At 68.6% G+C, this 14,003-nt stretch carries 14 protein-coding genes; 4 read left to right on the top strand and 10 right to left on the bottom strand.

The window, feature by feature from the left end; translation table 11 throughout:
- The 4 genes from ACM14_RS03990 to ACM14_RS03975 all read right to left on the bottom strand — a co-directional run.
- Positions 1 to 714, bottom strand: a 714-nt coding sequence (locus tag ACM14_RS03990) for an MFS transporter (RefSeq protein WP_139093364.1), incomplete at its 3' end; no start/stop codon positions are given.
- 254 nt (positions 715 to 968) lie between these two features.
- Entirely contained in the window at positions 969 to 1,442 is a 474-nt protein-coding gene (locus ACM14_RS03985; protein ID WP_012203283.1) for a MarR family winged helix-turn-helix transcriptional regulator, read from the bottom strand.
- A 98-nt stretch (positions 1,443 to 1,540) separates the two neighbouring features.
- On the bottom strand, positions 1,541 to 2,632 hold the full coding sequence (locus ACM14_RS03980; protein ID WP_065345395.1) for an aromatic ring-hydroxylating dioxygenase subunit alpha: 1,092 nt from the start codon (positions 2,630 to 2,632) through the stop codon (positions 1,541 to 1,543).
- 116 nt (positions 2,633 to 2,748) lie between these two features.
- A complete protein-coding gene (locus ACM14_RS03975) occupies positions 2,749 to 3,507 on the bottom strand; it encodes a GntR family transcriptional regulator (RefSeq protein WP_012203281.1) in 759 nt (252 codons plus the stop codon).
- Between the two features lie 230 nt (positions 3,508 to 3,737).
- On the opposite strand from ACM14_RS03975, the gene ACM14_RS03970 reads away from it, so the two are divergent.
- A complete protein-coding gene (locus tag ACM14_RS03970) occupies positions 3,738 to 5,630 on the top strand; it encodes a S9 family peptidase (RefSeq protein ID WP_139093365.1) in 1,893 nt (630 codons plus the stop codon).
- 52 nt (positions 5,631 to 5,682) lie between these two features.
- On the opposite strand, the gene ACM14_RS03965 is transcribed toward ACM14_RS03970, so the two are convergent.
- Positions 5,683 to 7,509: an ABC transporter ATP-binding protein/permease gene (locus ACM14_RS03965; protein WP_012203279.1), complete on the bottom strand. Its 1,827-nt coding sequence runs from the start codon at positions 7,507 to 7,509 to the stop codon at positions 5,683 to 5,685.
- Between the two features lie 41 nt (positions 7,510 to 7,550).
- Here ACM14_RS03965 and ACM14_RS03960 point away from each other — a divergent pair, with 41 nt between their 5' ends.
- Positions 7,551 to 8,027, top strand: a complete 477-nt coding sequence (locus ACM14_RS03960) for an acyl-CoA thioesterase (RefSeq protein ID WP_012203278.1) — start codon at positions 7,551 to 7,553, stop codon at positions 8,025 to 8,027.
- Positions 8,028 to 8,102: 75 nt separating this feature from the next.
- On the opposite strand, the gene ACM14_RS03955 is transcribed toward ACM14_RS03960, so the two are convergent.
- The gene (locus ACM14_RS03955) at positions 8,103 to 8,768 is read right to left on the bottom strand and encodes a polymer-forming cytoskeletal protein (protein ID WP_065345393.1); all 666 of its coding nucleotides are present in this window, start codon (positions 8,766 to 8,768) and stop codon (positions 8,103 to 8,105) included.
- Positions 8,769 to 8,986: 218 nt separating this feature from the next.
- On the opposite strand from ACM14_RS03955, the gene ACM14_RS03950 reads away from it, so the two are divergent.
- Both ACM14_RS03950 and ACM14_RS03945 read left to right on the top strand, forming a co-directional pair.
- Positions 8,987 to 9,454, top strand: a complete 468-nt coding sequence (locus tag ACM14_RS03950) for a MarR family winged helix-turn-helix transcriptional regulator (RefSeq protein ID WP_013804191.1) — start codon at positions 8,987 to 8,989, stop codon at positions 9,452 to 9,454.
- A complete protein-coding gene (locus tag ACM14_RS03945; protein ID WP_065345392.1) occupies positions 9,451 to 10,830 on the top strand; it encodes an MATE family efflux transporter in 1,380 nt (459 codons plus the stop codon). The genes ACM14_RS03950 and ACM14_RS03945 overlap by 4 nt, the downstream gene beginning before the upstream one ends.
- A 40-nt stretch (positions 10,831 to 10,870) precedes the next feature.
- On the opposite strand, the gene ACM14_RS03940 is transcribed toward ACM14_RS03945, so the two are convergent.
- The 4 genes from ACM14_RS03940 to ACM14_RS03925 are packed head-to-tail and all read right to left on the bottom strand — an operon-like array spanning position 10,871 to position 13,937.
- Entirely contained in the window at positions 10,871 to 11,362 is a 492-nt protein-coding gene (locus ACM14_RS03940; protein ID WP_065345391.1) for a thioesterase family protein, read from the bottom strand.
- Entirely contained in the window at positions 11,356 to 12,150 is a 795-nt protein-coding gene (locus ACM14_RS03935) for an enoyl-CoA hydratase (RefSeq protein ID WP_013804194.1), read from the bottom strand. The genes ACM14_RS03940 and ACM14_RS03935 overlap by 7 nt, the downstream gene beginning before the upstream one ends.
- Positions 12,151 to 12,166: 16 nt before the next feature.
- Positions 12,167 to 12,997, bottom strand: a complete 831-nt coding sequence (locus tag ACM14_RS03930; protein ID WP_065345390.1) for an acyl-CoA thioesterase II — start codon at positions 12,995 to 12,997, stop codon at positions 12,167 to 12,169.
- A gap of 37 nt (positions 12,998 to 13,034) precedes the next feature.
- The gene (locus tag ACM14_RS03925; protein ID WP_016451807.1) at positions 13,035 to 13,937 is read right to left on the bottom strand and encodes an alpha/beta fold hydrolase; all 903 of its coding nucleotides are present in this window, start codon (positions 13,935 to 13,937) and stop codon (positions 13,035 to 13,037) included.
- Between the last annotated feature and the right edge of the window lie 66 nt (positions 13,938 to 14,003).

The raw sequence follows: 14,003 nt of genomic DNA, 5'->3' as shown, positions 1-14,003 counted from the left end.
CCCCGCCGATGCGGGCGCGGCAGGCGGCAGCGCCACCAGCGTGGGCAGGCCCAGCCGGCCGACCAGGGCGTTGAGCCGCTGCAGCGCGCCGGCCGGGCGCCGCGCCAGCAGGAAGTCCATGGATTCCGGCAGGCGCCACCAGGCCAGGACCAGCACGCCCAGCGTCACGCAGCCGCCGAACAGGAAGACCGCGCGCCAGTCATGGCGCCCCAGCAGCCACACCGCGATGGAGCCGCCGATGCTGGCGCCCAGCGCGTAGCCCGTGGACTGCAGGGTGACGGCCAGGCTGCGCCAGCGCTGCGAGGCGTACTCGCTGGCAATCACGTTGCTGCAGGCCAGGATGCCGCCCACGCCCAGGCCCGTGAGCACGCGCAGCGCCGCAAGCTGGATGGCGCTGTGGCTGAAGGCCGAGCCCAGCATGCCCACGCCCGAGAGGGCCAGGCAGGCCAGGATCAGCGGCCGGCGGCCCAGCCGGTCGGCCCAGGGCGCGATCAGCAGCGATCCGCCCGCCATGCCGAACAGGCCTGCACTGAGCAGAAAGCCCAGCTGGGCTCCGCTGAGCTGCCAGTGCGCCGACACGGCCGAGGCCGTGAAGGCCATGACCAGCACGTCGAAGCCGTCGATCATGTTGAGCACCATGCACAGAGCTATGACCGACCACTGGAAGCGTGTCATGGGCCGCTGGTCGACGCTGGCGCGCAGGTCGGCGCTCATGGCCGCAGCTCCCGCAACGGGCAGTTGGACGATGCGGCGGCGCAAGGCCGCTGCAGCCATGGAACAGGGGTAGAGGCAGTCATCGTGGGTCTCCTTGGGTTGAAGCTCTGTGGGAGCTTTCTTGTGTTCTCAGCACATCATTACGTATGCTGAATGTGATTCAGTTTACTGAATGAAAATCTGCGCCAGATACCGGGATTTCCCCGATCAGGCGGGGCCGCGCAGACGCGGACGCGGAGGCGGCCGGGCCGCCGTCAGTCGGATGAGGAAGCGTCGAGGGTGTCGCGTGCGTCGTGCAACTGCACGAACTTGCGCAGCAGACGCTTGAACTCGGCCTGCTCTTGGGGTTCGAGCGCGGCCAGCATGCGCTCGTGCAGTTCGTGGACATTGGGCACGAAGCCGGCCAGCATGGTCTCGCCCTCGGCCGTGAGCGTCAGGCGCCGCTGGCGCCGGGGCAGGATCTCGCGCAGCACCCAGCCCTTGGCCTCCAGGCGCGCCGCGATGTCGGCCGTGGTGGAGTTGTCCAGCGCCACCAGCCGCGCCAGCGTCACCTGGTCGATGCCCGGCTTTTCCTGCAGCATGCGCAGGATGGCGTACTGCACGGGCGTCACGTCCGGCCCCAGCACGTCGCGGAACAGCTGCGCCGCGATCTGCTGCGCGCGCCGGATCAGATGGCCCGGCTGGTCGTAGAGGTCGATGGAAAGCGGGTCGGAGGCGGAGTGGACCATCGGTGGCGGCAGGCCTTGCGGCCCTGGGGTTGAAGCCCGCCGAGGTTACCCCATCCCCGGCACCGCCCGCGCCTGCTGGCCTGGCCATGCCGGCAGCCTCAGGCCACGGCGGCGGCAGGCTGGGCCGCTGCTGCGGCCACCGCCGCCGCCTGCTGCTCCTGCGCAATCCATTTGTCGATGACCTTGCGCGACTGCACGCCGCCCGCATCGATGTTGAGCTTGAGCAGCTTGCGGTCTGGGTGGGCACTGAGGTTGCGCTGCTGCAGCTCCAGCATCTGCAGGTCTTCGCTGAAGATCTTGTGCTGGCCCTCGCGGATGCGGTCGGTGACTTCGGCATCGCCCGGATTGAAGCGGCGCGCCATGCCCCAGAAGTACCACATGGACTCCTCGGTCTCGGGCGTGATGAAGTCCACCACCATGCTGTAGACCTTGTGCTCGTCGGGCGCGTCGTAGCCGCCGTGGCCTGCATGGGCTACGCCGACCTCGATCAGCACATGGCTGGGCGGGGTGAAGCGGCAGACCTGCCAGCGGTCCACGGGCACCTCGTCGGCCAGGCCGTTGCTGCGCAGCGCCATCTTCCAGAACGGGGGGGCGGGGATGTCGTTCATGAAGCGGCTGGTGACGACCTCGACATCGGCGCCCTCGCCGCGCGTCTCGGTCTTGCAGGGCGTCTCGTCGATCTCGGCCTGGCCGATGGAGCTGGCGTGCACATAGGTCTCGTGCGTCAGGTCCATGAGGTTGTCGATCATCAGCCGGTAGTCGGCCTGGATGTGGAACATGCCGCCGCCGTAGGCCCATTCGGGGTTGTCGTGCCAGGGCAGCTTCGGAATCAGGGCGGCATCGGCCAACGCCTTGTCGCCAGGCCAGACCCAGATGAAGCCGTGGCGCTCCTCGACGGGATAGCTGCGGATCTCGGGGAAGCCGCGCACGCGCTGGCCCGGCATGGCAATGGTCTTGCCGTCGCAGCCCATCTCCAGCCCGTGGTAGCCGCAGACCAGCTTGCCCTCGCAGACAAAGCCCAGCGACAGGGGCGCGCCGCGGTGCGGGCAAAAATCCTCCACGGCGGCAATGCCGTGCTGCGCGCGGTAGAACGCAATGCGCTCGCCGCAGATGCGACGGCCCAGCGGCTTGTCCTGGATCTCGTCGGACGTGGCGGCCACGTACCAGGTGTTCTTGGGAAATGTGCTCATGGGGGGTCTCCTTTATGGGTGGGGTCCGCAGTCCTTGGCGCTGCGGTGGCTGGGGCGCAGGCGGCCGAGGCCGCCGGCGCACATCAAGCGCAGATCAAGCGCGGATCAGACTCGAATCAGGCTCGGATCAACTGCACGCCAGGAACCGCATGGCTGCCGGGCTCGCTCACGGCCTCGCGCAGGTTGCGGCGCGCAATGCGCGAGTGCTCTTTCATCAGCGCCTCGGCCCGGGCGCCCTCGCGCGCGGCAATGGCGTCCAGCACCTGGCGGTGCTGGTCCTGGGCCACCATCAGGCTGTGGCGCGCACGCGGCGATTCGGCCCGCGCCAGCACAAAGCCCGAAGGCGAGGCGAAGGGCATGCGCACCACGCGCTCCAGCTCGCGCTGCATGACGCTGCTGCCGGCCATGGAGTGCAGCAGGTCGTGGAATTCGGAGTTCAGCGCCACATAGCGCGAGAAGGCCTCATCGCCCCAGTCGGCCGTCTCCAGCACACGGTCGATGGCATCCAGGCAGCGGCCGGCCTGCGCCAGCAGCGGCTCGGCCACGCCGCGCTCGGCCGCCCAGCGCGCGGCCAGGCCTTCCAGCGTGCCGCGCAGCTCGATGGCATCGGCCACATCGGCCTCGGAGAACAGCCGCACGCGGTAGCCGCGCCCGCCGGCCATGGCTTCGAGCAGGCCTTCCTGCTCCAGCCGCATCAGCGCGGCGCGCACCGGCGTGCGGGAGATGCCCAGGCGCTGCACCACGGTCAGCTCGGCGATGCGCTCGCCTGCGGGCAGTTCGCCCGCAAGAATCATCTCGCGCAGTTGCAGCTGGGCCTTGATGACCTGGGAGTGGCTTTCCGCTTCGGAGGCGGCGGGGGCAAGCTGGGGGCTCATGGGGCTTTGTCTGGATGGAATGGCGTGAATGTATACATCCAAGGCGATTAATGGTGCATTTTCCCGCAAAAACACGGGAAAACACCAATCAAATGTATACAACCAATCCCGGCAAAGACAGTGACCCGCCTGTTTGTATACATCGCCATGGCATCATGGCCGGCTCCCTTTTTCCCCTGCCGCTGCAACCCAGGAGGTCACCCTTGCCGACGTTTTCCCGACACCCCGCCATGGCCGCCCACATCCTCAACCTGGCACGGGATGCCAGCGCCGATGCGCAGGCTCCGCAGGCCTATCCGATCAAGGACTTCTTCCGCAATCCGGAGCGCGGCTTCTTCCGCCTGGCCGATGACGGAAGCATGCTGGGCTTCATGCAGCCCGTCAGCGTGGACGGCCATCCGGCGCGCATGAACATCCATGTGCAGGCGCTGGCGGGCAGCACCCCTGTGGGCGAGCCGCGCCGCATCACGGCCGAGACCGAGCGCGACATCAGCAACTTCTTCTGGAAGGGCTCGGATGTGGTGCTCTACCAGAAGGACTTCGGCGGCGACGAGAACTTCCACGTGCTGGCGGTCAACGCGCGCAGCGGCGAAGCCACCGACCTGACGCCCTGGGACGGCGTGCGCGCCAGCATCGAGGACGACCTGGAAGACGACCCCGACCATGTGCTGATCAGCCACAACCGGCGCGATGCCGAGGTCTTCGACGTGTACCGCGTGAACGTGCACACGGGCGCGGCGCAACTGGTGGCGCAGAACCCCGGCAACATCGTCGGCTGGCAGACCGACCATGCGGGCCGCGTGCGGGCCGCCGTGGCCAGCGACGGCCTGAACAGCGCCCTGCTCTACCGCGACGACGAGGCCGGCGAGTTCCAGCCCCTGATCACCACCGACTACCGCACCAGCGTCAGCCCGGCCTTCTTCACCTTCGATGACCGCAGGCTCTACGCCCTGTCCAACCGGGGCCGCGACAAGCTGGCCCTGGTGGTCATCGACCCGGCCCGGCCCGACGAGGAAGAGGAAATCTTCGTGCCCGAAGAAGTCGATCTGGGCGCGGCGGCCTATTCGCGCAAGCGCCGCGTGCTGACCCTGGCCGCCTACCAGACCGACAAGCCGCAGTACCGCTTCTTCGATGCCGAGACCGAAGCCCTGTACGGCCGGCTGGCTGCGCAGTTGCCGGGCTACGACTTCGCCATCCAGGGCGCCAACCGCGCCGAGGACAAGTTCATCGTCGCCGCCTTCAACGACCGCACGCCGGGCGCGCGCTACATCTACGACGCGGCCGCCGATGCGCTGACCAAGCTGGCCGACATCAACCCGGCCATTCCCGAGTCCGCCATGTCGCGCGTGCAGCCCGTCAGCTACACCAGCCGCGACGGCCTGACCATCCACGGCTACCTGACCCTGCCGGCCGGCCGCGAGCCCAGGAACCTGGCCTGCATCATCAACCCGCACGGCGGCCCCTGGGCCCGCGACGGCTGGGGCTACAACCCCGAGGTGCAGTTCCTCGCCAACCGGGGGTTCTGCGTGCTGCAGGTGAATTTCCGGGGCTCCACGGGCTATGGCCGCGCGTTCTGGGAAGCGGGATTCGGCCAGTGGGGCCTGAAGATGCAGGACGACATCACGGACGGCGTGCACTGGCTGATCGACCAGGGCATTGCCGACCCTGCGCGCATCGGCATCTACGGCGGCAGCTATGGCGGCTATGCCACGCTGGCCGGCGTGGCCTTCACGCCCGACCTGTATGCGGCGGCCGTGGACTATGTGGGCGTGTCCAACCTGTTCACCTTCATGAAGACCATTCCGCCCTACTGGAAGCCGCTGCTGGACCAGATGCACGCCATGGTGGGCGATCCCGAGCGCGACAGGGAGCGCCTGGCCGCCACCTCGCCGGCCCTGCATGTGGACCGCATCAAGGCGCCGCTGTTCATCGCCCAGGGCGCGCGCGATCCGCGCGTGAACAAGGACGAGAGCGACCAGGTGGTGAAGGCGCTGCGCGAGCGCGGCGTCGAGGTGCAGTACATGGTCAAGGACAACGAGGGCCACGGCTTTCACAACGACGAGAACAAGTTCGAGTTCTACGAGGCCATGGAGCAGTTCCTGGTCACGCACCTCAAGCCCTGAAGCCGTCCAGGCGCCCGGCCACCCGGCCGCCCGGTCCCTCGGCCGCCCCGCGCTACAGCACGGCGGGCTCCCCGCTTTGCTGCAGCGCCCACATGTCCGCATAGCGCCCGCCCGCCGCGACCAGCTGGGCGTGGGTGCCGCGCTCGACGATGCGGCCCGCGTCCATGACCAGGATCTCGTGCGCATCGACCACGGTGGACAGGCGGTGGGCAATCACCAGCGCCGTCTTGTTGCGCGCGGCGCTTTGCAGCTCGGCCTGGATGGCGCGCTCGTTGGCCGAGTCCAGCGCCGAAGTCGCCTCGTCAAAGATCAGGATGGGCGGGTCCTTGAGGAGGGTGCGCGCAATCGCCACCCGCTGCTTTTCGCCGCCAGACAGCTTGAGGCCGCGCTCGCCCACGCGCGTGGCATAGCCCTGGGGCGTGGCCTCGATGAAGTCGTGGATGCGCGCGGCGCGCGCGGCCGCCACCACCTGGTCGCGGCTGGCGCCGGGGCGGCCGTAGGCGATGTTGTATTCCACCGTGTCGTTGAAGAGCACCGTGTCCTGCGGCACGATGCCCACGGCGCCGCGCACGCTGTCCTGGGTCAGCTCGCGCAGGTCGTGCCCGGCGATGCGCACATGGCCGGACTGCACGTCGTAGAAGCGGAAGATCAGCCGCGCCAGCGTGCTCTTGCCCGAGCCCGAAGGGCCGACCACGGCCACGGTCTTGCCGGCCGGAATGGTGAAGCTCACGTCCTTGAGAATGGGCCGCTCGGGGTCATAGGCAAAGTCCACATGCTCGAAGCGCAGCTCGGGCGGTGCGCCGTCGGCCGGCAGGGGCCGGGCGCCGGGCGCGTCGGCCACCTCGCGCTCCTTGTCCATGAGGGTGAACATGCGCTCCAGGTCGGTCAGGCTCTGCTTGATCTCGCGGTAGATCACACCCAGAAAGCCCAGCGGGATGTAGAGCTGGATCATGAAGGCGTTGACCATGACCAGGTCGCCCAGCGACAGTCGCCCGTCCACCACGCCCTGCGTGGCGCGCCAGAGGATGGCGACCAGGGCCGTGGCGATGATCAGCTGCTGCCCGCAGTTGAGCATGCTCAGCGTGGTCTGGCTCTTGAGGCGCACGCGGCGCAGCGCCTCCAGGTTCTCGTCATAGCGCCGCGCCTCGAAGCCCTCGTTGCCGAAGTACTTGACGGTCTCGTAGTTCAGCAGCGAGTCGATGGCCTTGGTGTGCGCCGCCGACTCCTGGGCATTGGCCTCGCGCCGAAAGCGCGTGCGCCACTCGGTCACCGTGACGGTGAACGTGATGTAGAACACCAGCGCCGCCAGCGTGATGACCGCGAACCAGATGTCGAAGCGCAGCGCCAGGATGCCCAGCACCAGCGCCATCTCGATGAAGGTGGGCAGGATGCTGTAGAGCGAATACGAGATCAGCGACTCGGTGCTGCGCACGCCGCGCTCGATGTCGCGCGTCATGCCGCCGGTCTGGCGCTCCAGGTGAAAGCGCAGGCTCAGCGCATGCAGGTGCTCGAAGGTGGACAGCGCAATCGCCCGCGAGGCGCCCTGCGTGGCCTTGGCAAAGACCAGGTCGCGCAGCTCGGTGAACAGCGAGCTGGAAAAGCGCAGCAGCCCGTAGGCCAGCAGCAGGGCCACGGGCACGACGAGCACCGCGCGGGCATCGCCGGCCTTCAGATCCAGCGCATCGACCAGGTGCTTGAGCAGCACCGGCACGCCCACGTTGGCGAGCTTGGCCCCGATCATGAAGCCCAGCGCCGCCAGCACGCGCCACTTGTATTGCCACAGGTAGGGCAGCAGGCGCCGCAGCGCGTTCCAGTCCCGCGACGGTGCCGGGGTTGGGACTAAGGGTAAATCCGTAGGGGAAGCGCTCTCGCGTCGCATGAAAGACAATTCTCGGTTGTTATATTGACCCGATTGTGCCCATGCCACCCCGCCCCGACCTCCCGCCCCATCCCTTGCCCGCAGACAAGGAGCTGGTTCTCAAGGTCATTCCCATGCCCGCCGATGTCAACGCCAATGGCGACATCTTCGGCGGCTGGGTCATGGCGCAGGTCGACCTGGCAGGTTCCGTGCTGCCCTCGCGCCTGGGCCAGAGCCGCATGGTCACCGTGGCCGTGAACGAGTTCATCTTCAAGCAGCCCGTGCGCGTGGGCGACATCCTGTCGTTCTACTCCAGCGTGCAGCGCGTGGGCCGCACCTCGGTCACGGTCGATGTCGAGGTCTATGCCGAGCGCTTTGCCGACCAGGGCCGCTTCGTCAAGGTGACCGAAGCCCTGCTGACCTACGTGGCCATCGACGGCCAGGGCAAGCCCCAGTCGCTGCCGGACAACGACCAAGTGCGCTCCTGGCGCGCAGCGGCCGAGCGCAATGCAGAACGCAAGCAGCAGCAGGCCGGCTGAACCAGCCCCACCTCTGCAGCCATGAAAAAAGCGACCTTCGCAGGTCGCTTTTTCATTTCCGGCAGCAGAGATGGCTCATGCCAGCGACGGCGTGACGCGCGGCTGCAGCGAGGCCGCTGCGGTGGCCGCAGCCAGGGCAGCGGAACTGCTGGCGGCGCTGTCGCTGGAGACGGCCGACGAGGAAGAGGACAGGCTGGAGGCGCTGGACGCCACGGCCGAACCCGAAGATGAACGCGGCGAGGAGCCGGCCTCGATCTGGCCCGTGAGCTCGCCGCCCTCTTCGATCACCACCTTGCCGTAGCGGATCTTGCCGCTGACCTTGCCCGTGCCGTAGATGACCAGCTTCTCGCGCACGGTCAGCGTGCCGTCGAACACGCCATGGATCTCGGCGATATCGATCTCGGCCGTGCCATGGAAGGCGCCCTGCTCGGCGATCTGGATCACGCGCGAGTCCATGGTGGCCTCCACCGTGCCTTCGACCACCAGCGTGTCGCAATCGGTGATCTCCACGCCCTTGAGCTTGATGTTGGGGCCCACGGTGAGCTTGCTGCCCGGAGAGTCCTGCGACACAGGCGAGGCCTGGCGCTGGGTGGATGCCGGGCTGGTCACGCTGGAGCTGGGCATGACGGCTCCCGAAGGGCTGCCGCCCGTGCTGGCGGCGCCTGTGCCGCTGCCCAGGGTGTTGCGGGAGGTGAAAGCATCGTTGTCGCGCTTGCCAAAGAACGGGTTCTGAACAGCCATGGGTGGGTCTCCTTCGGAAAAATCCGATGCTACGCACACGAACTGGCAACAAATGCCGGCATCTCGCAAGAACGGTAACGAGATGGTTCTCCCGTTTCATGTGCTTGCAAGCCTTTCTCGATCACACACCGCGCATGCACAGGTCGCGCAGCGGACATGCGCAAATCAATAGGTGCATCTACACTCATTTCCATTCCAGGCCACCTGCCCCACGCCCCATGACCTCCTCCACCTCAAGCGCCGCCAGTCCGGTCTGCACCTGCTTCATGGTGCGCAGCCTGTCGCGCAAGATCTCGCAGCTCTATGACGACACGCTGGCGCCCAGCGGCCTGCGCGGCACGCAGTTCAGCCTGCTGGTGCAGGCACGCAATGCGCCCGACGGCCCGCCCACGGTCTCGGCCCTGGCCGAGCAGTTGCACACCGACCGCACGACGATGACGCGCAATCTGCGCACGCTGCAGCAGGCCGGCTTCATCGACCTGGTTCCCGGCGCGGATGCGCGCAGCCGCTGCGTGGTGGTCACGCCCGAAGGCCGCGCCCGCATCCGCGAGGCTGCCGCCCTGTGGCGCCAGGCCCAGCAGCGCGTGCGCGAGCTGTGCGGCAGCGAGCAGATCGGCGCGCTGGAAAGCCTGGTGCTGGGCATGCTGCCCGTGCTGGAAACCGCCACGCAGGAGAGCGCGGAATGAGCGCCGCCCTGCCCTCCGCAGCCCCTGGCGCTGCGGCCAGCGGGTCCGCGCATCCGTTGGTCAGCGGCCCCATCGCCTCCACCCTGATGCGCCTGGCCGTGCCCAACATGGTGGCGCTGAGCATGTCGGTGCTGGTCGCCGTGGCCGAGACCTACTACGTGGGGCAGCTGGGAACCGTATCGCTGGCGGCCATGGCCCTGGTGTTTCCGCTGGCCATGCTCACGCAGATGATGAGCAACGGCGCCATGGGCAGCGGCGTGTCCTCGGCCATCAGCCGCGCGCTGGGCGCGGGCGACGGCGCGCGTGCCTCGGCACTGGCCCTGCACGCCATCGTGATCGGCGCCATCGCAGGGCTGCTGTACTCGGTCATCTTCGTGCTCTGCGGCGCCACCTTCTACGGCTGGCTGGGCGGGCGCGGCGAGGTGCTGGCGGCGGCCACGGGCTTTGGCGCCGTGCTGTTCAGCGGCGCCATCCTGGTGTGGCTGTGCAATACGCTGGCCTCGGTGGTGCGGGGCACGGGCAATATGCGCATGCCGTCGGCCGTGATCTTTGCGGCCTCGCTGGTGCAGATCGTGGTGGGCGGCACGCTGGGCCTGGGCCTGGGGCCCATGCCGCGCTGGGGCATGCCGGGCGTGGCCGTGGGCAACATCGTGGCCATGGTGCTGGCCGTGGCGGCCTTTCTGGCCTACCTGCAATGGGGCCAGCAGCGCCTGCAGCTGGACTGGCGCACGCCGCGCCTGGCCTGGCCCATGTTCCGCGACATCCTGCGCGTGGGCGCCCTGGCCTGCCTGTCCCCCGTGCAAACGGCGCTGGCCGCGCTGCTGCTGACAGGCATGGTCGCCCGCCTGGGCCCGCTGGCCCTGGCCGGCTACGGCATAGGCCAGCGGCTGGAGTTCCTGCTGATCCCCATGGCCTTCGGCGTGGGCATGGCCGCCGTGCCCATGGTGGGCATGGCCATGGGCGCAGGCCAGGTGGCACGCGCGCGCCGCGTGGCCTGGTCGGGCGGCGCCATGGCCGCGGCCCTGCTGGGCGTGCTGGGGCTGGTGGTCATGGTCTGGCCGCAGCTGTGGTCAGGCATCTTCACCGGCGACCCGTCCGTGCGCGCCTATGCCGACCTCTACCTGCGCACCGTGGGTCCGGCCTTCGGGCTGTTCGGCCTGGGACTGGTGCTGTACTTCGCCTCCCTGGGCGCAGGCCGCGTCTGGGCCCCCGTGCTGGCCGGCACGGTGCGCCTGCTGATCGTGGTGGTGGGCGGCGGCTGGCTCATGTCCAGCGGCCTGGGCAGCGCCCAGTCGCTGTTCATCCTGGTCGCCGTGGCCATGGCCGCCTATGGCGCAGGCACGGCCTGGGCCGTGTGGCGCGCGCGCTGGGGGTGAAGAGACGCAAAAAGAAGGCCCGCAGTCAGCGGGCCATGCTTCAAGAAACGATGTACGCTGCCGTCCCCGTGGACAGCAAGCTGCCATCGGCCCCCAGGAATTCCATGCGCGTGTTGGCCACGCGTGAACCCAGCCGCAGCACCTCGGCGCGCAGGATGAATTCGCTGCCTATGCCGGGGCGCAGGTAGTCCACGCGCAGGTCGATGGTGCCCAGTCGCGAGAAGCGGTGCAGGCGCTGCAGCGGCGCATCGTCCATGTGCTTGGCGCCGATGGCGGCCATGACGGCCAGGCCGCCCATGGAGTCCAGGCCGGCGCTGATCACGCCGCCGTGGATGCGCTGGTAGGCGGCGTGGCCGATGAGCTCGGGCCGCATGGTGATGCGGCCTTCAACCCGCTCGGGCAGCACTTCAGTGATGCGCAGGCCCAGCACCTGGTTGAAGGCGATCTGGCGCTCGAACACTTCGCGCAGCCCGGCGATGAACTCGGGCTCGAACTGCACGGGCACCTCAGAGACCTTCGTGGATTTCAGCACTGGCTGAAGTCCGGCTTGCGCTTCTCCATGAACGCGGTGAACGCCTCCTTGGCAGCAGGCCCGCCCATCAGCTTGCCGAAGCTCGCTCCCTCCTCGGCCATGCGCTCGCGCACCAGCCCGGACTGGCCGGCCTTCATGAGGCGCTTGGTCTCGATCAGGGCCGACAGCGGCTTGGCCGCCAGCTTCCTGGCCTGGGCCTGGGCCAGCGCATTGCATTCGCTGGGCGGCACGACGCGGTTGACCAGGCCCACTTCCAGGGCGGCCTCGGCCAGGAAGGGCTCGCCCAGCAGCAGGGCCTCGGCCGCGCGGTGGTAGCCGAGCATCTGGGGCAGCAGCAGGCTGGAGGCCGCTTCGGGGCACAGGCCCAGGTTCACGAAGGGCAGCGAGAAGGCCGCGTTGTCGCCCGCATAGACCAGGTCGCAGTGCAGCAGCAAGGTGGTGCCGATGCCCACGGCCGGGCCGCAGACGGCGGCGATCACGGGCTTGGGAAAGGCGGCGATGTTGTGCAGGAAGCGCCAGACGGGGCGCTGCTCGCCCTCCGGCCTGGCGGCGCCGCCGGCCGACTGCTTGAGGAAGTCGGCAATGTCGTTGCCCGCGCTGAAGATGGCCATGTCGCCCTGGAAGACCACGCAGCGCACGGCGGCGTCTTCGCCGGCCTGGGCCAGCGCATCGGCCATGCTGGCGTACATGGCCTCGGTGATGGAGTTCTTCTTGTCTGCGCGGTTGAAGGTGATGGTGCAGACACCGGCTTCGGTGTGCACGAGGATGTCCTGGGTGGTTTCGCTCATGATGGTCTTGCCTTGCTTATTCCTTGAAATACACGATCTGGTGGCTGCTCGCCAGCATCACGCCGGCCTCGCTCCACAGCTGGGCGCTCTGGTCGAAGAAGCCGTTGCGAAATTCCTGGCCGCGCGCCTGGGCCAGCAGGTGGCCCGTGCCTGCGGCGGCCAGTTCCTCGCTCCCCGCATGGAAGTAGACGGTGATGGACACCGTGCCCGCCGGGGTGCGCTGTGCGCGGCGCAGCCACACGCGCGGGAAGAATACGTCAGCCAGGCCGGCCAGCGCGCAAAAATCCAGTGCGCGCGGCGGCTCGTCGCGCACCCACAGGCGCGTGAGGCTGTCGGTCTCGCGGCCATCCCAGGTCTGGGGAATGATGCCGTCGAGAAAGCGCATGTCGTAGCGGTTGAGCCATTCCACACCGCCCAGCGGCGGCACGCGCGGCACGGTGGCGGGCGACGGCACCTCGGGCATGGACAGGTCGGTGCCGCCCCAGGTGCTGCGCCGCACGGCCGTGACGGCCGTGGCCGTGGTGACGACCTGGGCATCACCGTCCTGGTCAGGCTGGGTGATGGTCAGCAGCCAGTGCTGGGTGGAGCGGTTGGTGCGCACGGGGCGGGCCTCGATATCGAAGCGCCCCGCGCCCAGCGCAGCTGCGTAGTTGACGGTGATGGACAGCGGATCGCCCAGGCACAGCGGATGCTGCTGGATGGCCTGCACCAGCGCGGCGGCGGTGATGCCGCCGTACGGGCCCACCATGTTCCAGTAGTCCTGCGTGGTCTGGCCCTGGTAGTGGCCAACGGCGCCGGTGGGCGTGAGCGCCACGGCCTGGTCGAGAGGATGGATGTCTGTGCTCATGGCAAACGAGTGTGATGGCAAGCGGGGCCCGCGTCCGTCAAGCCGGCGACTCTGCGGGTGAGGGAAAGCGCGGGTGGGCCGCGGCTGCCGGCGCCTTGGTCCAGCCCGAGAAAACGTCCACGGCCCGGCCCCAGAGCGCGTCGCGCATATCGGCGCGGAAGAAGCCGAAATGCCCTATGCGCCGCAACTGCAGGGCCTTGGGTTCGATGCGCTCGATGCGGCTGGGGGCATTGGCGTAGAGCGCGAACAGGTGCTCGGTGCCGCGCCAGGTCATGAGTTCGTCGTCGCTCATGGACAGCGCCATCACCGGAAAGCGCACGGCGGCGTAGCTGCGCGCGGCGGCCTCGCCCTCGGCACCCACGCTGTAGCGCGGATTCAGGCACCAGCGGCGCCACTGCAGCATGACGCCGGCCGGCAGGTCGCCCACCTTGCGCAGGCGCCGGCCCGGAAAGTAGCCGCACAGGCGCGTGGCCACGGGCACCAGCACATGCCAGAAATAGGGAACCATGCGCTTGAGGCGGGGCGCATTGTCACGCCAGTAGCCGCTGCCGGCCGCAATGCTCAAAAGGCCGTCCACCAGCTGCGGGGAGCGCAGCAGGCCCGGCAGCTGGGCGCCCAGGCTGTGGCCGATCAGGAACAGCGGCTGGTCCGGCAGCTGCGCCTTGGCATGGGCGATGACTGCCTCGTAATCGCGCGCCCAGTCGCACAGGTCGGCACGCACCTGGCGCAAAGAGCCTTGCAAGGAATCGCCATGGCCCCGGTAGTCAAAGCTGGTCACCCGATAGCCCTGGCCCGCAAGCCAGGTGGCAAAGGCCTCGTAGAAGGCCTGGCGCACCCCCATGGCCCCGCCGATGACCACGCTGGCGCGCGGCGGGCCAGCGGGCGTATAGACGCGCAGCGCCAGCGTGGCGCCGTCGCTGCTGAGTTGGTGTTGTTCCATGGCTGTCTCCTGGTCGGTGCCGTTTCTGTGCCGGCTCGCATGGATGGGAAAGGATGGGATGAGCGG

Origin of the sequence: Delftia sp. JD2 (assembly GCF_001682645.1) — a bacterium.
GTDB classification, from domain to species: Bacteria; Pseudomonadota; Gammaproteobacteria; order Burkholderiales; family Burkholderiaceae_C; genus Comamonas; species Comamonas acidovorans.
Note: the sequence above shows the minus strand (reverse complement) of the source record. Positions and strands in the feature narration are given on the sequence as shown.

Bases quoted from the DNA above. Each gene is read 5' to 3' on its own strand.
- ACM14_RS03985 (WP_012203283.1), bottom strand. From the start codon at position 1,442: ATGGTCCACTCCGCCTCCGACCCGCTTTCCATCGACCTCTACGACCAG.
- ACM14_RS03980 (WP_065345395.1), bottom strand. From the start codon at position 2,632: ATGAGCACATTTCCCAAGAACACCTGGTACGTGGCCGCCACGTCCGAC.
- ACM14_RS03975 (WP_012203281.1), bottom strand. From the start codon at position 3,507: ATGAGCCCCCAGCTTGCCCCCGCCGCCTCCGAAGCGGAAAGCCACTCC.
- ACM14_RS03970 (WP_139093365.1), top strand. From the start codon at position 3,738: ATGGCCGCCCACATCCTCAACCTGGCACGGGATGCCAGCGCCGATGCG.
- ACM14_RS03965 (WP_012203279.1), bottom strand. From the start codon at position 7,509: ATGCGACGCGAGAGCGCTTCCCCTACGGATTTACCCTTAGTCCCAACC.
- ACM14_RS03960 (WP_012203278.1), top strand. From the start codon at position 7,551: ATGCCACCCCGCCCCGACCTCCCGCCCCATCCCTTGCCCGCAGACAAG.
- ACM14_RS03955 (WP_065345393.1), bottom strand. From the start codon at position 8,768: ATGGCTGTTCAGAACCCGTTCTTTGGCAAGCGCGACAACGATGCTTTC.
- ACM14_RS03950 (WP_013804191.1), top strand. From the start codon at position 8,987: ATGACCTCCTCCACCTCAAGCGCCGCCAGTCCGGTCTGCACCTGCTTC.
- ACM14_RS03945 (WP_065345392.1), top strand. From the start codon at position 9,451: ATGAGCGCCGCCCTGCCCTCCGCAGCCCCTGGCGCTGCGGCCAGCGGG.
- ACM14_RS03935 (WP_013804194.1), bottom strand. From the start codon at position 12,150: ATGAGCGAAACCACCCAGGACATCCTCGTGCACACCGAAGCCGGTGTC.
- ACM14_RS03930 (WP_065345390.1), bottom strand. From the start codon at position 12,997: ATGAGCACAGACATCCATCCTCTCGACCAGGCCGTGGCGCTCACGCCC.
- ACM14_RS03925 (WP_016451807.1), bottom strand. From the start codon at position 13,937: ATGGAACAACACCAACTCAGCAGCGACGGCGCCACGCTGGCGCTGCGC.